Genomic DNA, 20,830 nt, shown 5'->3' with positions numbered 1-20,830 from the left:
TCTCACCGGGGACAGCATCCACATCGGCACCGGCGGCGACCGGAAGATGATCTGCCGCTCCGGCTCGCAGATCCGCTCGATGATCTTCGACTCGGCGTACTCGGGATGCTTGACCAGGACCGGTCCGATGCTCTCAAGGACTTCCTGGACGGACTGGTGGAACTCGGCCTCGCCTGGATTGCGGCGCAGGACGTTGTCGTAGATCGACGACAGCTTCTCGTGCGGCATCGACTATCCCCTCGCTCTCGGGGGGTGCTTCCCCGTCGCTTACCTTAGGGTCCGGGGCTCGGTGCGTCCGCCGTGACCGCGCGCGCGATCGGCGACGGGGGGCTCACCACCGGATGACGCTGGCGGCCCAGGTGTAGCCGGTGCCGGCGGCGAGGAGGAGCACGAGGTCGCCGGGGGAGAGCCGTCCCGACCGGGCCGCCCGGTCGAGGCCGAGCAGGGGGTCCACCCCGCTCATGTGGCCGGTGTCGTCCAGGTACGTCACCCGGTCAGGGGAGAGCCCGAGCTCCTTGACCAGGGTGTCGTGCAGCGAGCGCTTGACGTGGATGCCGCACAGATGCGAGACGTCCTCGCGACCGGCGCCCGAGCGGCGCAGTGCCTCGTCGGCGGCGGCGAGGAAGTTGGGCAGCGTGACGGGGTCCAGCCGTTCCTTCATCGAGCCCGGATCCGGCACGTCGAGGAGGTGCCGCCCCGCGCGCACCGTCTCGTGGCTCGCGGGCTCGGCGCTGCCCCCCGCCGGGACCATCACGTCCAGGGAGAACGACCCGTCGGTGATCATGTGGCAGCCGAGCACCTCCCCCGGCACCCGCCCGCCGTCGTCACCGGGGTCCCTGACGAACAGCGCCGCCACCGCGCCGTCGCCGAAGTCGTAGGCGAACCGCGTGCGCGGGTTGCCGTAGTCGATGAGGGAGGACTCGCGGGACGCGGCCACCGCGAGCACCGTGCGCAGCTCGTCCTCGGCCCGCAGCAGGTCGCGGCACACCCGTACGGCCACCGGCGACCCGCAGGAGACATAGGCGAGCTCCAGCACCGTCGCCCGCCCGCAGCCGACCAGGTGGGCCACGCGCGGCGCGGCGTGCCACACCTCGAAGTCCTTCCAGGTGGAACCGAAGTAGACCAGGGCGTCGACCTCGTCCGGCTCCATGCCCTGCTCGGCGAGCAGCCGCCGTGCCGCCGTGGCGGCCATGTCGCTGACATGCTCGTCCGGGGCGGCGATGTGCTTGCCGCGCAGGCCGAACCTGTCGACCAGCACCTGCTCGGGGATCCCGGACAGGCCGGAGATCTCGGCCGCGCCCATCCACCGCTCCGGCAGGTACGACGCCGTGGCGGCGAGCCGCACGCGGGTCATCCGGCCTGCTCCCACACGCCGCGCAGCTTGCTCTTCAGCACCTTGTCGACGGCGGAGCGAGGCAGCCTGTCGACCAGCCGGACGTACTTGGGCACCTTGAACCCGGCGAGCAGGACCCTGCAGTACGCGATCAGGTCGGACGCCTCCGGCGCGGCGCCGGGCACCGGCACCACGAAGGCGCAGCCCACCTCGCCCCAGCGCTCGTCGGGGACGCCGACCACCGCGACCTCGGCCACTTCGGCGTGCCCCTGCAACACCGACTCGGCCTCCGCCGGATAAACGTTCTCTCCGCCGGAGACGTACATGTCCTTCGCCCGCCCGCGGATGCGGTAGAAGCCGTCGGCGTCGCGCTCGGCGATGTCGCCGGTGCGCAGCCAGCCCCCGGTCACGGCCGCGCGGGTGGCCTCCGGGTCGCGCCAGTAGCCCGGGAACACGTTCGGGCCCCGCACGACCAGCTCGCCGATGCCCGCCCCGTCGAGCGTGCCGCCGGTCTCGACGTCGCGCAGCGCCACGTCGACGTGGGGGTACGGGATGCCCGCCCAGCCGACCCGCCCCTCGATGTCCTCCTCGGGGAGGCACAGGACGTTCGGCGCGGCCTCGGTGAGGCCGTACCCCTGGACGATCCGCACGCCACGGTCGAGCCAGGTGCGCAGCAGCGGCTCGGGCATGGGGGCGCCGCCGACCACGACGCGGCGCAGCCGGGACAGGTCGGCGGTCGCGAAGCCGGGGTCCTGCGCCATGAACAGGTAGGTCGCGGGCACGCCCATCATCGTGGTCACGCCCCGCTCGGCGATGAGGCGCAGCGCCCGCCCGGCGTCGAACGACGGCTCCAGCACGACGGTCGCGCCCTTCCACCACGCGAGCAGGGGCTGGACGTTCCACCCGCCGACGTGGAACTGGGGGAGCACCTGAAGGACGACGTCGTCCTCGCGCAGCTCGCAGCCACGGTCGAGGGACAGGTTGGTCCAGAAGCAGTTGGCGTGGGTCAGCAGGGCGCCCTTCGGCCGTCCGGTCGTTCCCCCCGTGTAGACGAGCAGCAGCCCGGCGTCGTCGGCGGGGTCGTTGGGGTCGTTGGGGTCGTTGGGGACACTATGGCCGGTTCCCGGACCGCCGTCGTCTCCGGTGCCGCTGTGCTCGCCCGGCGTGTGCGGGGCCGTGGCCTCGGAGGCCGTCGAGGCGAGCGCGTCGAGGCCGTCCCGGGTGAGCTCCGCGATCCGGCATGGGTGGCCGGACCTCATGCGGGCCTCCTCCGCGAGCGGGACCAGTTCGGGCGCGGCCAGCAGGATCGACGGCTCGGCGTCCGTGAGCTGGTAGGCCACCTCCGGCGCCGTCAGCCGGACGTTGACCGGGGTGAGGACCAGCCCGGCCTTGGCGCAGGCGAAGAACAGCTCGACGTGTTCGGGACGATTGCCCGTCAGGGTGGCGACCCGGTCGCCCGGCCGGACCCCGGCGGCGAGCAGGCCCGCCGCCAGCCGTTCCGACCGGGCGTCCAGCTCGCCGTACGAGGTGTCATCGCCCTCGAAGACGATGGCCGTGCGGTGGGGTGTGGCACGCGCCCGGTCGCGCAGCCACCGGCCCAGTGCGAGAGTCACCGTTCCGATCCCCCTCCGAACGCCCCGGATCCGTTCGGACCCGAGCCGGACGCCTCGGGCACGTGTGTGCCCTGTCCGGACGGTGCGCCGTCGGCGCCGAGGCCGCGGAGGATGAACGCGTACATCTCCTCGAAGACCTGGTCCGGCACCCCGCCGGGACCGTCCTTCCACAGGATCCATCGCATGCCGATCAGCTCGCCCACCCCCATCAGCGCCCAGGCGAGCACCTCGGGATCGGCCTGGGCGATCTCACCGTCGGCCATCGCCGCGCGCAGCCCGCCCACGTAGCCGTCGGCGATCGTCCGGTAGTGCCGCTGAAGCATGCCCGGCGAGACGAACTCGGCCTGGCGGATGATCCGGTAGAGCCCGGGATGCTCGGCGGTGAACCGGAAGAACCCCTTGAAGCCCAGCCTTTCGGACTCGGGCCGGGTACGTCCCTGCCGGGCACCCTCGGACATCGCCCGCCGTACGCGCCGGTTGAGGTCGGCGACCAGCTCGTCGAAGATCTGCTGCTTGCCCTCGAAGTAGATGTAGAACGTGCCCTGCGAGCACCCGGCCGCCTCGGTGATCTTGACGATCGAGGCCTCGTGGTAGCCCAGCTCGGCGAACACCTCCTCCGAGGCGTCGAGCAGCCGCCGCCGGGTGCGTTCCCCCTTCGGGGACAGCGGGCGGCCCCGCGTGCTCGTGGGCGGCGGCTCGTCCTCGACCCGCCATGCCTGCATTCGCGCTCCCCCGGTCAAAGCGTCAGCCCGCGGACACCCGGGACAGGTGGGCGTGCAGCAGCGACGAGAACTCACCCGGCCGCTGGGTGTACGGGAAGTGCCCCGCGCCCTCCATGACGTGCTCGGAGTAGCGGCCGTACCGGGTGAGGACGTCCCTGGTCTGCTGGATCATCGGCTGGGCGGGGAACGACTCCTCGCCGGGCCAGTCCGGCACGTACCCGAGGGCCCCGAGGTGACCGAGGTCGACCATCGAGGTGTCGGAGACGATCGCGTCCTGGTCGCCGCGGACCCAGAGCACCGGGGCGCTGCACCCCGACTCGGGCAGGCCGCTCCAGTTCAGGTACTTCGGGGAGATCGCGTTGAGAACCCCGCGCGTGCCCGGCGCGACGCCTGGCCAGTTCTCCGACGACTGGGTGTCCCCGGGGTAGCTGCCGTCGCCGAGGTGGGTGGCCAGGATCCCCCGGAGCAGGGCCTCCTCGTCCCGTACGGCGTCCGGGCCGGGGAAGTAGAGGCTGCGCACGACGTTGCGCGGCGAGAGCGGGCTGGCGTCCGACTCGTCGCCCTCGGCCATGAGCTTCACGAGGTCGGGGTTGGCGGTGCCGCCGCCCGAGCCGGCGAAGTCGGGCGCGCACGGCGTGCCGTCGCGCCTGGTGCCGCCGAACCCGTACGGCGAGACCGTCGCCACCGGGGTGAGCGAGAGGACGCGGCCGGGATGGTGGATGGCGAAGTCAAGGATGACGCCGCCGCCCAGCGAGTGGCCGACCAGGTGGACGGCGTCGAGGCCGAGCGCGTCGAGCAGCGCGACCAGGTCGTCGCGGTAGTCGCCGACCCCCCGGGTCGCGTCGACGGGAGCGGGCTCGCTGTTCCCGTAACCACGCAGGTCGGGGGCGATGCCGTGGTAGCCGCCGGGGAGCAGGGAGAGCTGCTCGTCCCAGGCGGAGCCGTCGGAGAGGTTGCCGTGTACGAAAACGACGGGGACACCCGCGCCCGTCTCCCGGAGGTGCGTCGTCAGACGCTCGGTGCGGACGGTACGGGATCGGACTGCGTTCATCGCCATCCCTTGACGAAGAGGATTGTTGCGGCCAAGTTAACAGGTGAATCACCTCTCATAAAAGAGGGTGCTCTCGACAAGGAGCGGTTCATGCGGAGACTGCGGCGATTGGCGTCGGCTCTGGCCATGGTGGTTGTGGCGGTTTCGGGGGTGGTCGCGCCCGCGTCACCCGCCTCGGCGACCGCGGCGGTGAGCCTGGAGGCGACCTACACCACCGGCCTCCAGAACGGCTGGGCCCAGGTGGAGCGCTACCGTGACGCCTCGACCGGCTTCGCGACCGAGGCCTACCCTCCGGGCGGCGTCGGCGACCAGACGGGCCAGACCAGGCGGTTCTTCGGCGACGTCGCCCAGCCGCACTCCTCGCGCTTCCTGCTGTACCACGCGCCCGGCTGGCAGAGCGGGTCCAAGGCCGTGCCGGTCCTGCTGGTGCACGGCGCCAACCAGACCGCGGACCAGGCGTGGGCGAACCCCAACGTCCTCGGCGACTACGGCTGCGGGCGCACGACGTGCCCCTCCACCGGGCTCATGCAGTACCTGGACGCGCGCGGGTACAAGGTCGCTCGTGCAGCCGATCATCAACGCGGGGGTCCCGTCGAGCGTCGCGGTCTACCAGCTCTGCGGAAGCATGCCCGACATGCCGTTGATGCACAACGAGCACACCGGGCCGTCCGACGGCGCGGTGTTCATCGCGAGCTGCGCGGCCACCGACGGCATCGCCAACCGCGCGGCCACGGCCACGCTCCCTCTCAACCACCTGCGCCTCGGCTGGGACCCGAGCGCGGAGGCCCAGATGGCGACCTGGCTGGGCTGACGGGTGACCTCCCCCGGCCCCCACGGGGCCGGGCCGGGGGAAGCATCGCCCGGCTGGGCCCGGGACGCCGGGGGACCGCTGCTTCGCCTTCTGCGCCGGAGCCGTCAAGGAGGCGTCAGTTCTCGCGGCCTCTCCGTCAGGAGGGCGTCAAGATGGCGGAGATCGCCGGTCAACCCGCCTAGCGTTCCTTTCGAGGCCGTATTTCCGGTCTGACGAAGGTTCAGCAGGAGGAAAGATCATGAGCGACCCGCTCTTAGTGGTGCCGGTGCGCGAGGGGGAGGCGACGGTGTCGCTCCGCCTTTTCCGCACGGCAGCCGGCCAGAGGACGGCCGTCGCGTTCACCTCGCCGCCGGTGCTGGCGCGCGTGCTGGGCGCGGGGCAGCGCTGGATACGTCTCAGCGAGCCGGCGCTGCGCCACATGCTCGCCGACCTCGGCGTCGCCGCCATCGTCGTCGACCCGGCGGGGGCGGCGCCCCCGCGGCGCGAGCGGCGGTACGAGGCACACGATCTGCGGGTCGCCTGATGTGCGCCCTGACGCAGGACCTGGCGTCCGGCGCCGGCCAGGCCGAAGAGCCGGCGGACCACGTATCCGCCACCGACCCGGTACGAGCGGCCGTTCCCGCCACCGACCCGGTACGAGCGGCCGTTCCCGCCACCGACCCGGTACGAGCGGCCGTTCCCGGCACCGACCCGGTACGAGCGGCCGTTCCCGGCACCGACCCGGTACGAGACTCGCTTGGTGCCGCCGAACCGTCCGAAACGAGGCACGCATGACCGTCATGACGCAGACCGCTCAGGGGCCGTGGCCCTCGTCCGCGGTGTTCGGGGCGCACGGCGAGGCCACGGTGGCGGGCGTGTCCCTCATGGAGATCGCCAACCGGTTCGGCACCCCCGCGTACGTCCTCGACGAGACCGACGTCCGCCGGCGGTGCCGCGCCTACAGGGCGGCCCTGCCCGAGGCCGAGATCGCCTACGCCGCCAAGGCCTTCCTGTGCCGGGCGATGGCGAGCTGGATCCGCGCGGAGAAGCTCAGCCTCGACGTGTGCAGCGCCGGGGAGCTCGTGGTCGCGCGTTCGGTAGGCTTCCCCGCCGAACGGATCATCTTCCACGGCAACGCCAAGACCCCGAAAGAGCTCATCGCCGCGGTCAACGAGGGCGTCGGGCGGATCGTGGTGGACAACCTCGCCGAGATCAGCCGCCTCGCCGCGCTCGTCCCGCTCGGGCACCGGCAGAAGGTGCTGATCAGGGTCATCCCCGATGTGGGCGCGGGCGCGTACACGGCGATCCGCACGGGCGGGGAGGACCAGCAGTTCGGGCTCTCCATCTCCACCGGCGCGGCGGGCGAGGCAGTGGCCAGGGTGCTGGCCCAGCCCCGCCTGGAGCTCACCGGCCTGCACTGCCATCTCGGTTCGCAGATCGACGCGCCCGAGCCGTACGAGACCGCCGTGCGCGTCATGGTCGAGCAGACGGCCCGGATCCGGGAGACCCGGGGGGTGATCCTCCCCGAGCTGGACCTCGGCGGAGGCCACGGCATCGCGTACCTGGAAGGGGAGCGCGGGCTCGGCCTGGAGACGTTCGCCGAGCGGATCACCGGAGCCCTGCGGGAGCGCTGCGCGGGCCTCGGGCTGCCCATGCCCCGGCTCATCGTCGAGCCGGGGCGGGCGATCAGCGGGCCCGCCGGGGTCACCCTCTATCGGGTCATATCCGTAAAGAAGGGGCTGACCCGCACCTACGTGGCGGTGGACGGCGGCATGAGCGACAACCCCCGCCACTCCCTGTACGGCGCGCCGTACGAGGTCCGGATGATCGGGCGGGAGTGCCACGTGGGCACGCGGGCCTTCCACGTGGTCGGTCACCACTGCGAGGCGGGAGACGTGCTCGCCGAGGACGTTCAGCTCCCGGCCGACATCCACCCAGGCGACGTGATCGTCATGGCGGCCACCGGCGCCTACCACCATTCCATGGCCTCCACCTACAACATGACCGGGCGCCCGCCCGTGGTCGCGGTCGGCAGGGGCGGGGCACGGCTGGTGGTGCGCAGGGAGGGCGCGGAGGACCTGATGCGCCGGGACGTGGGACTGTGAGGACCGGTGGGTCAGCCCGCGGCCGGGGCCTTGGGTGACCAGACGAGCAGCCCGAGGCACATCTCGTCGCTGGTGCCCTCGCCCCACACGACGTAGCGCGGTGGGACGTCGTGCAGCGCCGGGAGCATCTCGCGAAGGCCGGCGTCGTGGGTGCAGGTCACCCGCACGGTGTCGTCGGCCTTGACCGTGACCGGCGTGGCCAGCGGGCGGATGGCCTGCTCGTCGAAGTTGTAGCTGGGAATGTCGAGAAGCGTCCTGGCCTTGGGCGTCCCGGGGTTGAGCTCCAGCTTGATCGAGCGCCCCAGCAGGTGCATGTGCCCGGCGACGGCGTACACCGTGCCCGCCCTGCGGACCGGCTGGTCGCAGTGCTGGGTCGGTTCCGGGACGGGAGGCTTGGCCTGGTTGCAGAACTGGTTGAGCTGGGTGACGGTGGTCCCCGCCTGCTCCCCGAAACGGTGGACGACGTCCCGCACCGCCGCCTCACGGTCGCACAGCGGCCCGGACTCCCGCTTCGTACAGGGCAGCTCGATCGGTGCTATGAGCCGCGCGGTGTCCAGGGGGTCGAGGTCGGCCTTGCCGTCGGTGAGCCGCAGCCGGATCGAGGAACGGTCGCTGCCGCCCGGCCTGCCCTCGGTGGCGAGCAGGTTGTAGTGAACCTGGATGATCAGCCGGCTGCCCGGGGGCATGGGGTACCCGACGTTGCCGGCGAGCAGAGTCTCGTTGGCTCCCGGCGCCCAGTGGCCGATCCAGGCGCCGTTCTCCACCCCGGCGTCGCCGAAGCAGGTCCACCCCTCACCTGGCGTACGGGCGTCGAGGTCACTGGCCGCCTTCACCTGGTCGGGGCCGATCCTGAAGATGATCGCGTGGTGGACGAGCGCGGTGTTCTGCGGCATGAACTGGCTGCCGGTGAGGAACGCCCTGCCGGTCAGCCCCGGGTCGACCAGGAAGCAGCGGTATTCATCGGTCCCCCCGGAGGGCGCCGCCGGGGTGTACGGCTCGGCCAGGGTCAGGTTGACGAACCGTTCCGAGGCCCGGAGCGGCGCGGCGGGCGGCGCCGTGAACGGCTTCCCGTGCCCGCTGTGCGTTCCGGTGACCGACGCCGAGTCCAGGCTCCCGGACGCCCCCGGCTTCCCCCCTCCCGCGCATGACGCGACGAGCAGGGTGGCGGCGAGTGCGAGGGCCGTCCAGCCCAGCCACCGTGTCGTACGGACCCTGTGCTCCATGACCGCCCCCAGCAGTTCCGTCGGCTCACCCCGGGCCACGACATGGTCCGGGCCTCCGCGTCCAGACTCCTCGCCGCCGGGACGGCGGGCCATCGGCCGGAAGACCGAGAACGCTCCTCCGTCCGGCGGAGATGTTCCCGCGCCTTCATACGACCAAGGGTGATCGGCTCATACGACCCAGGGTGCCGCGTTCACAAGACCCAGGGTGCCTCGCGGAGCGTCGCGCGCAGCACGGCGGCCTCGGGGCCGGGGTGGCGGGAGAGCAGTTCGTTCACCGCCTCCAAGGTGGGAGACGCCGGCCAGCCCTCGGCCGGCGGCGCGTCCACCGCGCCCAGCACCGCGCAGGCGAGCAGGTGCTCACCGGGCGCGTGGGCGTCGGTCAGGGCGGGGATCACCGTGCGCGGCGCCATGACGTTGGTGCCGGGCAGTGCCTCGACGAGCCGTCCGGTCCGGGCGCCGGTGAGGTCGTCGACCACGCACGTTCCCGCGGGCGAGCACACCCGCGCGCGACCGGGGCCGGTTTCCACGTGGCCGAAGGGAAGGTCGCGGTCCAGCGCGAACCCGCCCTCCGCCGACCTCAGAGGCCGCCCCGTGGAGAGGTGATGCACCCGGATGTGCCACGGAGGGCACGCGAGCAGCCAGGTCTCGATCTCCACGTCCGGCCAGGGGTTCCATCGCAGGCGCAGGAGCCCGTCACGCACCGTGGAGTCACGGGGGACCTCGCAGGGCCGCCAGTGGACGCCGTCCTCGCTGAGCGCCAGGGTGCTGTCCGGCGCCGCCTGCTCCAGCCCCCACGAACCGCTCGGCACGCTGAACCCGAAGGAGGTGGAGTAGGCGAACTTGGCGTACTTCGCGGCGCCGTTGCGCACCCAGGTGTGGTGCTGCTGCGCGCTCAGCATGACGACCTGGCGGCCCTCCTCGCAGCGCATCAGCGCGACGCCGGCCTCGGGCTGGTCGCTGACCTCCGGCAGGGGCGGCGCGGCCCGTTCCTCGGCGGCCCAGAAGGGATGACCGTCGGGCAGCGCGAGGGGGAGGAAGGACTTGAACGCCCAGTACGGGGAGCCGGGTCCGTTGTACTGCTCGGTGAGCGCGGGCTGGGCGTACCCGTAGCCCAGGGTGAGCAGCCCTGAGGGGTCCTGGATCGGCCGCCGCAGCCACCAGCGCAGATGGCGCATCAGGTGGCCCTTGACCGTGCCCCAGGGCAGGGCCTCGACGCCCGCGAACGCGAGCGCTCCCCAGAACGCGCCCTGGGCGAAGCGGTAGGTGAGGCTCCGGCCGAAGGGCACGGCCGCCCCGTCCGACGCGAACCAGTGCTGGAAGTCGAGCGCGAACTCGGCGGCACGCTCACGGAACCGCTCGGCGCGGCCGGGATCGCGCTCCCCGGCGAGCGCCGCGTAGATCAGGCCGTAGTAGTGCATCGCGAAGGGGATGTAGTAGTCGCGCTGGGCGGTGGGGCCGTCGCTGTACCAGCCGCGCCCGAGGGCGAAGGACTCCAGCCGGTCGAGGCGGGCGGCGTTGGGCGTCGGGTCGAAGGCGACGCCGACGCGATCGAGACCGAGTCCCACCACGACCGGGAAGAACGCCCAGTTGTTGTCCACGGGCTCGGCGGCGATTGCCTGGAGCAGCCATGCCCGCAGGTTGTCCCTCTCCCCGCCGCTCAGCGGGTCCCAGACCTCCTCGGGCGCCAGCGCGAGCGCCAGGCCGATGGCGGCGGTCTCCACCAGCCGCTGGTCGATGTCGGTGACCGCGCCCCAGAACTCCTCGTGCCCGGGGTCGGTGCCGGCCGCGAGCCCCCGGCGCCACAGCTCCCAGTGGTCGAACGACCCCCCGCCGGCCACCAGCGGCGCGAGCCCCCACAGCGGGCGGGCGAACGACTCCAGTTCGGCGGCGGCGTCCGAGTGGTGCGCGGCGTTGACGCCGAGGCGCGGCCGGGCCCCGCCTGGGCTGAAGTGGGGGATCAGCGGCTCGGTCAGCGCCCGTACGAGCCGGCGCAGGTCCTCACGGTCGCGCGGCACGGCCGGCCGGATCCTCTGCATCCGGTGGTTCTCCATCTCAGGTGACATCGAATCTCGGGTGACGCCGAATCTCGTGACGTCGAATCTCGTGACATCGGCTTCTGGCATCGAACTTCTGGCATCGACTTCGCTTCCGACTGAGACTGACCCGTGGCCCACGATCTTGTCAATACTTAGTTTAAGATCTTTACGGAAGGGGTCCTGAAGGCGGCGCCACGCGCGGCGGGGGGTGTCTGTCCGCTCTGTTTTTGTTGCTTATTTCAAGCATAGAATCCGGCGCATGACTGTTTCGTCCCAGAAGGCACGGGTCCCCGCCGCGGACGGTCTCGGGCGGCGGGGTGGGGGCGGGCCGATGACGGTCGTCGAGCTGGCCATGTACCCTGGCCTTCCCGGCAGGCTGTTCCCGCCGGAGGTGGCCGCGCGCCTTCGGGCGGTGGCCGAGATCGACCTGGCCTCGCCGCTGACCGAGTTCCGCTCGCCGGAGGCGCGGGACCGCCTGCGGCGGGCCACGATCCTTCTGACCGGCTGGGGCAGCCCGGCGCTCGACGAGGAGGCCCTCGCGGGCGCCCCCGGCCTGAAGGCCGTCGTCCACGCGGCGGGCACCGTGAAGGGACACCTGAGCCCCGCCGTGTTCGCCCGGGGCATCCAGGTCAGCTCCGCCGCGGCGGCCAACGCCGTTCCCGTGGCCGAGTACACGATCGCGATGATCCTGCTGGCCAACAAGGCCGTCCCCGCACTCGCCCGGGAGTACCGCGCGCGGCGCGAGGACCTCGGGCTGATCAGGCGCGGCCACGACGTGGGCAACCACGGCAGGGTCGTCGGGGTGGTCGGGGCGTCCCGGATCGGCAGGCGCGTCCTTGCGCTGCTGCGTCCCTTCGACCTCTCGCCCCTGCTGGCCGACCCCCATGTCGACGCGGCGACGGCCGCCTCGCTGGGGGCGCGGCTCGTCGGGCTCGACGAGATCTTCCAGCTCAGCGACGTCGTCTCCCTGCACGCTCCCGCGACCCCGCGCACCCGGGGGATGGTCACCGCGCGGCGGCTGGCGTCGATGCGCGACGGGGCGACCCTCCTCAACACCGCCCGGGGGTCGCTGGTCGACCAGGACGCGCTGGTCGCCGAGCTCGTCACCGGGCGGCTGTCGGCGGTGCTCGACGTGACCGAGCCCGAGGTGCCCCCGGCGGGCTCGCCCCTGTGGGAGCTGCCCAACGTCGTCCTCACCCCCCACGTCGCCGGGTCGCTCGGCAACGAGGTGGCGAGGCTCGGCGCCGCCGCCGTCGAGGAGGTGCTGCGGCTCGCCGCCGACGAGCCCCTGCTGCACCCGGTCGACCCGGAGACACTGGCCATCACCGCGTGAACCCGTGAAGGGTCAGCTCTTCAGCCCGCTGAAGGCGATCCCCTCCATGATCCGCCGCTGGAACACCATCAACACGATGATCACCGGGATGACGGCCAGCGCGGCGCCCGCCATGATGTAGTAGGCGCGCCCCGATTCGCTGCTGGCCAGCTGCTGCAGGGCGAGCGGAAGCGTGTACAGGTCGGGGTCGTTCAGCACGACCAGCGGCCACACCAGGTCGTTCCAGTGGAAGATGAAGCTGGTGATCGTGACGACCGCGAGCACCGGCTTCGAGAGCGGCAGCACGATCTTCCAGAAGATCCGCATCCGGCCCGCGCCGTCGATGAGCGCCGCCTCCTCAAGCTCGCCGGGCAGCGTCAGGAAGAACTGGCGGAGCAGGAAGATGTCCAGCACCGAGGCCACGTTCGGCAGGATCAGGCCCCAACCGGAGTCGAACATGCCGAGCGCCTGGGTGATGTGGATGCGCGGCACCAGCAGGGTGATCGTCGGCACCATCATGCCTGCCAGCAGCACGGCGAACAGCTTGTCCCTGCCGGGGAAGGGGATGCGGGCGAAGGCGTAGGCCGCCAGGGCGTCCACCAGGAGCTTGGCCGGCACGAGGATCAGGCAGACCCACACGCTGTTGAGGAACGCGCGGCCGAGCCCGCCGATCTGGATGACGTGCTCGTAGTTGTCCAGCGTGGGCGACCACTCGCCGGTCTTGCGGTCCAGCGGGAGCAGGCTGGGCACCTTGGTGTAGACGTCCGGACCGTGCTTGAACGAGGTGGCCAGCATCCACACGAACGGGACGACGGACACGAGCACCAGCAGCACCAGCGCGACGTAGATGGGGGAGAGCCGTAGCGTCCTCACGACACCTCCTGCTTCACGAACCTGAACTGGAGCGCGGTGATGATCATGATGAAGGCCAGCAGGATGAACGACATCGCGCAGGCCGCGCCCATCGCGTCGTAGCGGAAGGCGAACAGATACAGGTGCAGGACGTAGGTCAGCCCCGCCTGCTCGGGCCCGCCGGTGACGCTCCTGCCGCCGCCGCCTGAGAAGATCACGTAGACCAGGCCGAACACCTGTAGCGCCGCGATGACCCCGGTCACCAGCAGGTAGAACGTCGTGGGCCTGAGCATCGGGACCACGACCCTCCAGAACCGCTGGACCGGGCCCGCGCCGTCGATGATCGCCGCCTCGCGGATCGACGAGGGGATGCCCTTGAGCCCCGCCAGATAGATGATCATCGAGATGCCGCACTGCCACGCCGCGATGAACGCCAGGGCCGGGATGACCAGCTCGGGGGTGTTGAGCCAGTTCTGCCGGGGGATGCCGAACAGCCCGAGGAACACGTTGATCAGGCCGTACTGCGGATCGTAGAGCCAGCGCCAGATCGCGCCGACGGCCGTCTCCGCGGTGACCACGGGCAGGAAGAGCAGGAGCCTGAACAGGTTGGAGCCCCTGCGAATCGCGTTGATGAGCAGGGCCTGGCACAGCGCGCTCCCCATGGTCAGCGGCACCGCGATCAGCGTGTACTGCAGGGTGACCTTCACCGACTGCCAGAAGTGCGGGTACTTGGCGTCGTCGAACAGCAGGTCGGTGTAGTTGGTCAAACCCACCCAGCCAGGCGCGGAGCGCAGGTCCCAGTCGGTGAAGCTGTAGTACAGGGCGGCGAGCGCCGGGTAGAGCAGGAAGACGATGAAGTACGCCATCGCGGGAGCGATCAGGAGCCAGCCGATGACGCGGTCGCTCCCCCCGAACCCCGGGCGGCGGCGCCGCCCGGGGCGGGGCGTCACAGTGGGCTTGTCGGCCACCACTGGAGTTGCCACGCTTGCCTGCCTCTCGGTCAGCCGGTCCAGCCGAGCAGGGCGCGGGTCTTGTCCGCGGCGCCGGTGAGGGCCTGCTGGGCGGTGGCCTTGCCGCTGAGCGCCGACTCGATCGCGGGGGCGATGATCTCGTCGTTGATCTGGATCCACTGCGGTACGGGCGGGCGGGCCTGGGCGACCTTGAGCTGCTCCAGGAAGGCGGCCTGCTCGGTCCCGAACGTGGCGGCGTCCCTCTCGGCGGCGGCGATGTTGGTCGGGAAGCCGCCCAGCGCCTGGGCCAGCTTGGTGTTGTTGTCGGCGTTGGTCAGGTAGGCCAGCCACTTCCAGGCCAGGTCGGCGTTCTTGCCCTTGGTGAACACCACCGCGTTCTCGCCGCCGATGTTGCCGGCCGGCCCGGTCTTGTACGGCAGGGGCGCGACGTTGAACTCCAGGTCGGGGAACTGGTCCTTGATGTTGGCCACGTCCCACGGGCCGGAGATCATCATGCCGGCCAGGCCGTTCTCGAAGGGCTTGTCGGAGTCGGTGATCTCCCTCGGCGACGACTTGAGCAGGTCGACCCACAGTTGCAGCGCCTCGACGGCGGGCGGCTGGTCGAACAGGATCTTCTTGGCCTTCATGTCCGCCATCGACCCGCCGGCCCCGGCCACGAAGCCCGGCCACATCCACCCGCCGTACCCGTCACCCTTCGGCACCACCATGCCGGCGATCTTCGGGTCCTTCTGGTGGATCTGGGTCGTGATCTGCTTCAGCTCGTCCCAGGTCTTGGGCGGGGCCGGGACGAGCTTCTTGTTGTAGAAGAGCCCGACCGTGGTGTGGTCCACCGGCACGCCGTACAGCTTGTCGTCGACGCGGTTGGTGTCGAGGGCCCCGGCGTACAGCGACTTCTCGTCGATCGTGCCGGCGGGCATCTCCCTGATGGTGCCGTCGAGGGCGTAGCGGGCGACGAGCGGCTGGTCGAGGACGCCCGCGTCCGGGACGGAACCGCTGGCGACGGCACTGCCCAGCTTGGTGTTGTAGTCGTCCTTCGGGATCTTGACGATCTTGACGCTGACGCCCTTGTTGGCCTTCTCGAAGTCCGTGCGGAGCTTCTCGACCACCTCTGTGGCCTGCGGAGTGCGGTCCTGGAACATCCAGTAGGTCAGCGTGGTGGTCGCCTCCGCTCCTCCGGAGCCGCCGCCGCACGCGGTGAGCCCGGCGAGCAGCACCGTCGCGGCGGCCGCCCCTGTCACTCTCCTGATCATTTCGCTCTCCTCAACGGGGGGTTTCACAGAACATAATCTAAGCATCGAAATAAGTTCAGTCCTTCTGTGAAACGCTTTGGTAACACGGGCATCGGAGCATGTCAGGCTCGTGCCGAACGGGTGAGGGCCGGCTTCCTTCGGCCTCTGAACTAACGCCGCTGAACTAGCATGGCCGTGGAACTCGTGGAGGTACGTCATGGCAAGGCCCGAGCGCAGAACGGTGCGCGATGTCCGCAGAGGCAACCGCGCCATGCTGCTGCGCATGCTGTACTTCGACGGACCGGCCAGCCGCAACGACCTCTCCGCGCTCACCGGCCTGAGCGCGGCCACGGTCAGCACCATGACCGGCGGGCTGCTGGGCGACGACATCATCGTCGAGGCCGGCCAGGTCGACTCCGACGGCGGGCGCCCGCGCGTGCTCCTGCGCGTCAACCCCCGGTACGGCTACGCCATCGGCGTCGACGTGTCCGAGACGCACGTGCGCGTCGAGCTGTTCGACCTCGACCTGAACCAGCTCGCCAAGGTCGAGTACGCCCTGCGGCCGGCCCGCCACGATCCCGAGCTGGTCGCCATGCACATCCTCGCGGGCATCGGGGTGGTGCTCTCGGACGCCGGGGTGCCCGCCGAGCGGGTCCTCGGGGTCGGAGTCGGCGTCCCCGGCATCGTTGAGCGCGGCGCCGACGTTCTCATCCACGCCAAGGCCTTCGGCTGGAACGGCGTTCCCCTGGGAGCGCTCCTACGCGCCGGCACCTCGCTTCCCCTGCACGTCGACAACGGGGCCAAGGCCATGGGTCAGGCCGAGCTGTGGTTCGGTTCCGGCCGGGGCGCGGCGAACGCCGTCATCGTCCTGATCGGCGCGGGCGTGGGAGCCACCGTCGTCGCCGACGGGGCGACCTTCCACGGGGTGAGCAGCAGCGCGGGAGAGTGGGGGCACACCAAGATCGTCGCGGGCGGACGGCCCTGCCGGTGCGGCGGGCGCGGGTGCCTGGAGGCCTACATCGGCGCGGAGGCCATCCTCGACAGGGCCGGGGTCTCCACGCGGAAGGCCGGCTGGCAGGAGGAGCTCACCCGGGTGCTCGCCTCGCGCACTCCCGTGGTCGAGGAGACGGTGGGCTATCTGGGGGTGGGCCTGGCCAATCTGATCAACCTGCTCAATCCCGAGCGCATCATCATCGGCGGCTGGGTCGGGCTCCTGCTCGGCGAGACCCTGCTTCCCGAGATCCGCGCCGTGGTCGCCGAGAACTCCCTCGCGCAGCCGTACGCCGCCAGTTCCCTGGTGCTCGGCCGGCTCGGCCCCGACGCCGTGGCGCTCGGCGCGGCCACCCTGGTCATCGAGGAGTTCCTCAACGCCACCCCGGCCGCCGGTATCACCGCCACCGGCTGACCCGCCCTCCTTCACACCGCCGCCGGGGCTTCATGAACGGGTGGGGCGGCCTTCGGGAACGGGGCGGCCGAAGCGCACGGGGACGCCGGGGGAGTAGAGCACGCTCGCGGGTTCCCCGGCGGGTGAGGGCAGTCCCGCCGCCGCGACCAGGTCCTCGTCACAGCCGGTCAGGTGGGCTCTGTACAGGGGCCAGCGCGGGTGGGTGTTGGGCAGGTACGTCGTCCGGCCGAAGACGGTGTTGTGCATGCCCCAGCGGGCGGTCAGGAAGTGTTCGAGCTCGGTGGGCTCCTCGATGCGCTCGCCGGTCCGTATGGTGACGCGGCAGTGCGCGCCGCGCGGACCGGGCCAGCGGCGGCTGCTGGTGTAGGCGATGGTGTCGCCGCTGTGGCGGACGGCCATGCGCGACCACACGTACGGAAGCCGGAAGGCGGCCCGCGCGACCAGCACCGGGATCAGGCGCGAGGCGTCGAGCGAGCGGAAGACCACCCCGCGCCGGCCGTGGGCGTCCACCGAATAGAGGCGGACGTTGGTCTCGGGGAAAGTGCCGAGGTAAGGGATGCCGGGGAGGCGGAACCAGCCGATGCGATGCATCCGGAAGGCGACGAGGCCCACGTAGGTCACCCCGTCGAGGGTGTCGGGCACGGTGCCGTCCGGGAGCAGGGGCGCCACGTCGGCCGGGTCGGCGGACCAGTGGAGGAAGGCCATGTCGAGCCACGACTGGGTGAGCAGGGGATCCGGCGTGGCGCTGGGCGGGTCGGCCGTGACGGGTTCCGGGACGAAGTGCGGCACGGTTCCAGCCTCGCAGAACCCCCGCGAGGCGGCGAGGACCCCGGGCCCCGCGCGGGTCGCGAACGGACGTACGGCCCGGGTGCGCCAAGGGTGGTGGTGGGCGATACTGGGATTGAACCAGTGGCCTCTACCGTGTCAAGGTAGCGCTCTCCCACTGAGCTAATCGCCCTCGATGAGGAAAATCAGAGCGGACGACGGGATTCGAACCCGCGACCCTCACCTTGGCAAGGTGATGCTCTACCAGCTGAGCCACGTCCGCATGATCACTCGGAAGTCGTTTCCGTGTGATGCCTGTCCAACTTTACCGGATCCCGGAGGTGCGAGATCCCGTCGAGGTGGAGACGGGATTTGAACCCGTGTACGCGGCTTTGCAGGCCGCTGCCTCGCCTCTCGGCCACTCCACCAGGATCTTCGAGCGGACGACGGGATTCGAACCCGCGACCCTCACCTTGGCAAGGTGATGCTCTACCAGCTGAGCCACGTCCGCGTGAATCTCGGGGAAACGATCCCCGGCCACGCAAAGACTCTAGCGCGTCCGGAGACCCGGCGTGCGCAGTCCACGACGCGAGCCGCATGTGAACGTGAGGTTTCTCGCGTCGCCGCCGCACGCCTGAACCGGCGGAGGCCGGCCCGCCCGCGACCACCGTGAACCGGCGGCGGCCGGTCCGTTCGGGGGCACCGTGATCGGCGGTGGCAGGCCCGTCCTGGGACACCTCAGGCGCAGTTGAGGGCGTACCCTGCCCGGAATCGGGCAGGAATCTTGGCGTGTCGTCTCTTTCCTGCGTAAAGTCCCTGCCTGTGTCAACGGCACGGCATTCCTATGAGGATCTGATCGCGCACCTGACCCGGACCACGTCGCTCGGGCCGGGGGAGGCCACGCGGGTGGTGGCCGAGGTCGTGGCGTACTTCTCCGAGTCCGTCGAGGAGTTCGTCAGGCGCCGCCACGGCGAGATGAAGGCCCGCGGCCTCACTAATGAGCGCATCTTTCCTTCCATAGCCGCCGAGTTGTCCGCACGCCGTGTCGCGGCACCCGAGCTGTCCCTGCGCCAACTGCGCCGCATCGTGTACGGCTAGCGCACCAAGGAGATCGAAAATGTGTGGAATTGTCGCTTATATCGGCCCGAAGGATGCGGCGCCGATCCTGCTGGAGGGCCTGCAGCGCCTGGAGTACCGGGGCTACGACTCGGCCGGCCTCGTGGTGAGCAACAAGGGGCTCAAGGTCCGCAAGGTCAAGGGCAGGGTCGCCGATCTGGCGGCGGCCGTACCGGCGAGGTTCAAGGGCGGCCTCGGCATCGGTCACACCCGCTGGGCCACGCACGGAGTCCCCAATGACGTCAACGCCCACCCGCACCTGGACGGCAAGGAGCGCATCGCCGTCGTCCACAACGGCATCATCGAGAACGCCGACGAACTACGCGCCAAGCTGGTCGCCGACGGCTCCGTCTTCGTCTCCGAGACCGACACCGAGGTGCTCGCCCACCTCATCGCCCGCACCGTTCAGGAGACCGACTCCCTGGAGGACGCGGTCCGCAAGGCGCTCAAGAGCATCGTCGGCACGTACGGCATCGCCGTGCTGGACTCCGAGCGCACCGGTGAGATCGTCGTGGCCCGCAACGGCAGCCCGATCGTCATCGGCATCGGCGAGAGGGAGATGTTCTGCGCCTCCGACGTCGCCGCCCTGGTCCGCTACACGCGGCAGGTCGTCCACCTGGAGGACGGCGAGCTGGCCGTGCTCAGGGCCGACGGTTTCCACACCTTCACCATGGACGCCCGCGCCACCTCCAAGGAGCCGCTGACCGTCGACTGGGACCTCGGGCACTACGACACCGGCGGCTACGAGCACTACCTGCTCAAGGAGATCTCCGACCAGCCCGAGTCGGTCGCCCGTACGCTGCGGGGGCGCCTCGACGGCCGGTTCAACATCGCCCACCTCGGCGGCCTCAACCTCGACCCCCGCGAGACCCGCGCGTTCCGCCGCGTCAAGATCATCGGCTGTGGTTCGGCGTACTACGCGGGCCAGATCGGCGCCCAGCTCATCGAGGAGCTTGCCCGCATCCCCGCCGACGCCGAGCCTGCCTCCGAGTTCCGCTACCGCAGCCCCGTCGTCGAGCACGACACGCTGTACGTCGCCGTGAGCCAGTCGGGGGAGACCTACGACACCCTCGCCGCCGTCCAGGAGCTCAAGCGCAAGGGCGGCCGGGTGCTCGGCGTCGTCAACGCGGTCGGCAGCGCCATCGCCCGCGAGGTCGACGGCGGCGTCTACCTGCACGCGGGCCCCGAGGTCTCGGTGGCCTCCACCAAGGCCTTCACCTCCACGGCCGTGGCGTTCGCGCTCATCGCCCTGCACTTCGGCCGGGTCCACGACCTGTCACCGGCGGACGGGCGGCGCATCGTCGAGGGCCTGCGCAGGCTGCCCGAGCAGATCGAGGAGATCGTCAAGCAGAGCGACGCCATCGAGGCGCTCGCCCAGAAGTACGCCACCCACCCGAGCATGATGTTCGTCGGCCGGGTGCGCGGCTACCCGGTCGCCCGCGAGGGCGCCCAGAAGCTCAAGGAGATCTCCTACGTGCACGCCGAGGCGTACCCGGCGAGCGAGCTGAAGCACGGCCCGCTGGCGCTCATCGGCCCCGAGATGCCGACCGTGGCGATCGTGCCGGACGACGAACTGCTCGACAAGAACCTCACCACCCTCGGCGAGATCCGCGCGCGCGGCGGCAAGGTGCTCATGGTGGGCCACCGTGTGCCCGACAGCAGGCTCGTGGAGGACGTGATCGTGGTGCCGAAGAACGAGGTCGAGCTGGACCCGATCCTGCTCGGGATCCCTCTCCAGCTGCTGGCCTACCACGCGGCCGTGGCCCTCGAACGCGACGTGGACAAGCCCCGCAACCTCGCCAAGAGCGTGACGGTGGAGTGACACCGGGCCCGGGAGGCCGTCGTACAGTCGTCGGGTGAGCAACCTGGAGCGGGATCCGCGGGAGACGGTGTGCGGCGGCCTGAGCGAGGCGGGCGAGGGACCGGCGCGCGACCTGCTGACCGGCCGGGAGGTGGTCCTCGGCGGGCCGCGAGGCATGAAGGTGACCAGGACCCTGCCGGACCGGGACCGCCGGATGGTCGGGGCCTGGTGCTTCGTGGACCACTACGGCCCCGAGCGGGCGAGCATGCGGGTGCCTCCCCACCCGCACACCGGGCTCCAGACCGTGAGCTGGCTGCTCGAAGGCGAGGTGCTGCACCGCGACAGCGTCGGCAGCGAGCAGCTCATCAGGCCGGGTCAGCTGAATCTCATGACCGCGGGCCGTGCGATCTCCCATTCGGAGGAGTCGCCGGGGGAGACGGTGCTGCATCGCGGCGAGGACGACCTGGACCAGGATCTGCAGGGCGCCCATGCCGAGGCCCTGGAGG

The 20,830-nt window shown here is 71.0% G+C and carries 19 protein-coding genes, 4 tRNA genes and 1 pseudogene; 9 read left to right on the top strand and 15 right to left on the bottom strand.

Going from position 1 to position 20,830, the window contains the following annotated elements:
• The 5 genes and pseudogenes from AB0B89_RS23920 to AB0B89_RS23900 form a co-directional block, all read right to left on the bottom strand.
• Nucleotides 1-228: pseudogene (locus tag AB0B89_RS23920) on the bottom strand (hypothetical protein); the annotation flags it as partial.
• A 103-nt stretch (nucleotides 229-331) separates the two neighbouring features.
• Nucleotides 332-1,354, bottom strand: coding sequence for a 3-oxoacyl-ACP synthase (locus AB0B89_RS23915; protein ID WP_358556802.1), 1,023 nt, complete (start codon nucleotides 1,352-1,354; stop codon nucleotides 332-334).
• Nucleotides 1,351-2,946 (bottom strand): AMP-binding protein, encoded by a 1,596-nt coding sequence (locus AB0B89_RS23910; RefSeq protein WP_358556799.1) that lies wholly within the window; start codon nucleotides 2,944-2,946, stop codon nucleotides 1,351-1,353. Before AB0B89_RS23910 ends, AB0B89_RS23915 begins: the two co-directional genes overlap by 4 nt.
• Nucleotides 2,943-3,668, bottom strand: coding sequence for a TetR/AcrR family transcriptional regulator (locus AB0B89_RS23905; protein WP_358556796.1), 726 nt, complete (start codon nucleotides 3,666-3,668; stop codon nucleotides 2,943-2,945). Before AB0B89_RS23905 ends, AB0B89_RS23910 begins: the two co-directional genes overlap by 4 nt.
• A 22-nt stretch (nucleotides 3,669-3,690) precedes the next feature.
• Nucleotides 3,691-4,719 carry an alpha/beta hydrolase gene (locus AB0B89_RS23900; RefSeq protein ID WP_358556793.1) on the bottom strand — a complete coding sequence of 343 codons (1,029 nt, stop codon included), beginning with the start codon at nucleotides 4,717-4,719 and terminating at the stop codon, nucleotides 3,691-3,693.
• A gap of 562 nt (nucleotides 4,720-5,281) precedes the next feature.
• On the opposite strand from AB0B89_RS23900, the gene AB0B89_RS23895 reads away from it, so the two are divergent.
• The 4 genes from AB0B89_RS23895 (at nucleotide 5,282) to lysA (ending at nucleotide 7,614) form a co-directional block, all read left to right on the top strand.
• On the top strand, nucleotides 5,282-5,530 hold the full coding sequence (locus AB0B89_RS23895) for a hypothetical protein (RefSeq protein ID WP_358556790.1): 249 nt from the start codon (nucleotides 5,282-5,284) through the stop codon (nucleotides 5,528-5,530).
• A 238-nt stretch (nucleotides 5,531-5,768) separates the two neighbouring features.
• Nucleotides 5,769-6,053: an SAV_915 family protein gene (locus tag AB0B89_RS23890; protein WP_358556787.1), complete on the top strand. Its 285-nt coding sequence runs from the start codon at nucleotides 5,769-5,771 to the stop codon at nucleotides 6,051-6,053.
• Nucleotides 6,053-6,304, top strand: a complete 252-nt coding sequence (locus AB0B89_RS23885; protein WP_358556784.1) for a hypothetical protein — start codon at nucleotides 6,053-6,055, stop codon at nucleotides 6,302-6,304. Before AB0B89_RS23890 ends, AB0B89_RS23885 begins: the two co-directional genes overlap by 1 nt.
• Entirely contained in the window at nucleotides 6,301-7,614 is a 1,314-nt protein-coding gene (lysA, locus tag AB0B89_RS23880; protein WP_358556781.1) for a diaminopimelate decarboxylase, read from the top strand. The genes AB0B89_RS23885 and lysA overlap by 4 nt, the downstream gene beginning before the upstream one ends.
• A gap of 11 nt (nucleotides 7,615-7,625) precedes the next feature.
• On the opposite strand, the gene AB0B89_RS23875 is transcribed toward lysA, so the two are convergent.
• On the bottom strand, nucleotides 7,626-8,930 hold the full coding sequence (locus AB0B89_RS23875; RefSeq protein WP_358556778.1) for a monooxygenase: 1,305 nt from the start codon (nucleotides 8,928-8,930) through the stop codon (nucleotides 7,626-7,628).
• Between the two features lie 98 nt (nucleotides 8,931-9,028).
• Nucleotides 9,029-10,873, bottom strand: coding sequence for a DUF2264 domain-containing protein (locus tag AB0B89_RS23870; protein ID WP_358556775.1), 1,845 nt, complete (start codon nucleotides 10,871-10,873; stop codon nucleotides 9,029-9,031).
• 259 nt (nucleotides 10,874-11,132) lie between these two features.
• Between AB0B89_RS23870 and AB0B89_RS23865 the strand changes: the two genes are divergently transcribed.
• Nucleotides 11,133-12,206 (top strand): hydroxyacid dehydrogenase, encoded by a 1,074-nt coding sequence (locus AB0B89_RS23865; RefSeq protein WP_358556772.1) that lies wholly within the window; start codon nucleotides 11,133-11,135, stop codon nucleotides 12,204-12,206.
• 12 nt (nucleotides 12,207-12,218) lie between these two features.
• Here AB0B89_RS23865 and AB0B89_RS23860 read toward each other — a convergent pair whose 3' ends face one another.
• Genes AB0B89_RS23860 through AB0B89_RS23850 form a run of 3 tightly spaced genes read right to left on the bottom strand, consistent with a single transcriptional unit; the run spans nucleotide 12,219 to nucleotide 15,258 of the window.
• Nucleotides 12,219-13,058, bottom strand: coding sequence for a carbohydrate ABC transporter permease (locus tag AB0B89_RS23860; RefSeq protein ID WP_358556769.1), 840 nt, complete (start codon nucleotides 13,056-13,058; stop codon nucleotides 12,219-12,221).
• Nucleotides 13,055-14,020, bottom strand: coding sequence for a sugar ABC transporter permease (locus AB0B89_RS23855; RefSeq protein ID WP_358556766.1), 966 nt, complete (start codon nucleotides 14,018-14,020; stop codon nucleotides 13,055-13,057). Before AB0B89_RS23855 ends, AB0B89_RS23860 begins: the two co-directional genes overlap by 4 nt.
• Before the next feature lie 17 nt (nucleotides 14,021-14,037).
• The gene (locus AB0B89_RS23850; protein ID WP_358556763.1) at nucleotides 14,038-15,258 is read right to left on the bottom strand and encodes an ABC transporter substrate-binding protein; all 1,221 of its coding nucleotides are present in this window, start codon (nucleotides 15,256-15,258) and stop codon (nucleotides 14,038-14,040) included.
• 196 nt (nucleotides 15,259-15,454) lie between these two features.
• On the opposite strand from AB0B89_RS23850, the gene AB0B89_RS23845 reads away from it, so the two are divergent.
• Nucleotides 15,455-16,642 (top strand): ROK family protein, encoded by a 1,188-nt coding sequence (locus AB0B89_RS23845; protein ID WP_358556760.1) that lies wholly within the window; start codon nucleotides 15,455-15,457, stop codon nucleotides 16,640-16,642.
• Nucleotides 16,643-16,672: 30 nt separating this feature from the next.
• Here AB0B89_RS23845 and AB0B89_RS23840 read toward each other — a convergent pair whose 3' ends face one another.
• The 5 genes from AB0B89_RS23840 to AB0B89_RS23820 form a co-directional block, all read right to left on the bottom strand.
• Entirely contained in the window at nucleotides 16,673-17,431 is a 759-nt protein-coding gene (locus AB0B89_RS23840) for a DUF2071 domain-containing protein (RefSeq protein WP_358556757.1), read from the bottom strand.
• Nucleotides 17,432-17,525: 94 nt separating this feature from the next.
• A tRNA-Val gene (locus AB0B89_RS23835) sits at nucleotides 17,526-17,600 on the bottom strand.
• Between the two features lie 17 nt (nucleotides 17,601-17,617).
• Nucleotides 17,618-17,690 (bottom strand) — tRNA-Gly (locus tag AB0B89_RS23830).
• Nucleotides 17,691-17,764: 74 nt separating this feature from the next.
• Nucleotides 17,765-17,835: transfer RNA gene (locus AB0B89_RS23825), tRNA-Cys, on the bottom strand.
• 10 nt (nucleotides 17,836-17,845) lie between these two features.
• Nucleotides 17,846-17,918: transfer RNA gene (locus AB0B89_RS23820), tRNA-Gly, on the bottom strand.
• Between the two features lie 311 nt (nucleotides 17,919-18,229).
• On the opposite strand from AB0B89_RS23820, the gene AB0B89_RS23815 reads away from it, so the two are divergent.
• The 3 genes from AB0B89_RS23815 to AB0B89_RS23805 all read left to right on the top strand — a co-directional run.
• Nucleotides 18,230-18,505: a hypothetical protein gene (locus AB0B89_RS23815; RefSeq protein ID WP_358556755.1), complete on the top strand. Its 276-nt coding sequence runs from the start codon at nucleotides 18,230-18,232 to the stop codon at nucleotides 18,503-18,505.
• Between the two features lie 19 nt (nucleotides 18,506-18,524).
• Nucleotides 18,525-20,345: a glutamine--fructose-6-phosphate transaminase (isomerizing) gene (gene glmS / locus AB0B89_RS23810; protein ID WP_358556752.1), complete on the top strand. Its 1,821-nt coding sequence runs from the start codon at nucleotides 18,525-18,527 to the stop codon at nucleotides 20,343-20,345.
• 34 nt (nucleotides 20,346-20,379) lie between these two features.
• On the top strand, nucleotides 20,380-20,830 hold a 451-nt coding region (locus AB0B89_RS23805; RefSeq protein ID WP_358556749.1), incomplete at its 3' end, for a pirin family protein.

This window comes from Sphaerisporangium sp. NPDC049002 (assembly GCF_040649355.1).
GTDB lineage: Bacteria > Actinomycetota > Actinomycetes > Streptosporangiales > Streptosporangiaceae > Sphaerisporangium.
Note: the sequence above shows the minus strand (reverse complement) of the source record. Positions and strands in the feature narration are given on the sequence as shown.

What these genes read in the sequence shown, in the direction of transcription:
- AB0B89_RS23915 (WP_358556802.1), bottom strand. Translation starts at nt 1,354, where the DNA reads ATGACCCGCGTGCGGCTCGCCGCCACGGCGTCGTACCTGCCGGAGCGG.
- AB0B89_RS23905 (WP_358556796.1), bottom strand. Translation starts at nt 3,668, where the DNA reads ATGCAGGCATGGCGGGTCGAGGACGAGCCGCCGCCCACGAGCACGCGG.
- AB0B89_RS23900 (WP_358556793.1), bottom strand. Translation starts at nt 4,719, where the DNA reads ATGAACGCAGTCCGATCCCGTACCGTCCGCACCGAGCGTCTGACGACG.
- AB0B89_RS23890 (WP_358556787.1), top strand. Translation starts at nt 5,769, where the DNA reads ATGAGCGACCCGCTCTTAGTGGTGCCGGTGCGCGAGGGGGAGGCGACG.
- AB0B89_RS23885 (WP_358556784.1), top strand. Translation starts at nt 6,053, where the DNA reads ATGTGCGCCCTGACGCAGGACCTGGCGTCCGGCGCCGGCCAGGCCGAA.
- lysA (WP_358556781.1), top strand. Translation starts at nt 6,301, where the DNA reads ATGACCGTCATGACGCAGACCGCTCAGGGGCCGTGGCCCTCGTCCGCG.
- AB0B89_RS23875 (WP_358556778.1), bottom strand. Translation starts at nt 8,930, where the DNA reads ATGGCCCGCCGTCCCGGCGGCGAGGAGTCTGGACGCGGAGGCCCGGAC.
- AB0B89_RS23870 (WP_358556775.1), bottom strand. Translation starts at nt 10,873, where the DNA reads ATGCAGAGGATCCGGCCGGCCGTGCCGCGCGACCGTGAGGACCTGCGC.
- AB0B89_RS23865 (WP_358556772.1), top strand. Translation starts at nt 11,133, where the DNA reads ATGACTGTTTCGTCCCAGAAGGCACGGGTCCCCGCCGCGGACGGTCTC.
- AB0B89_RS23850 (WP_358556763.1), bottom strand. Translation starts at nt 15,258, where the DNA reads ATGATCAGGAGAGTGACAGGGGCGGCCGCCGCGACGGTGCTGCTCGCC.
- AB0B89_RS23845 (WP_358556760.1), top strand. Translation starts at nt 15,455, where the DNA reads ATGGCAAGGCCCGAGCGCAGAACGGTGCGCGATGTCCGCAGAGGCAAC.
- glmS (WP_358556752.1), top strand. Translation starts at nt 18,525, where the DNA reads ATGTGTGGAATTGTCGCTTATATCGGCCCGAAGGATGCGGCGCCGATC.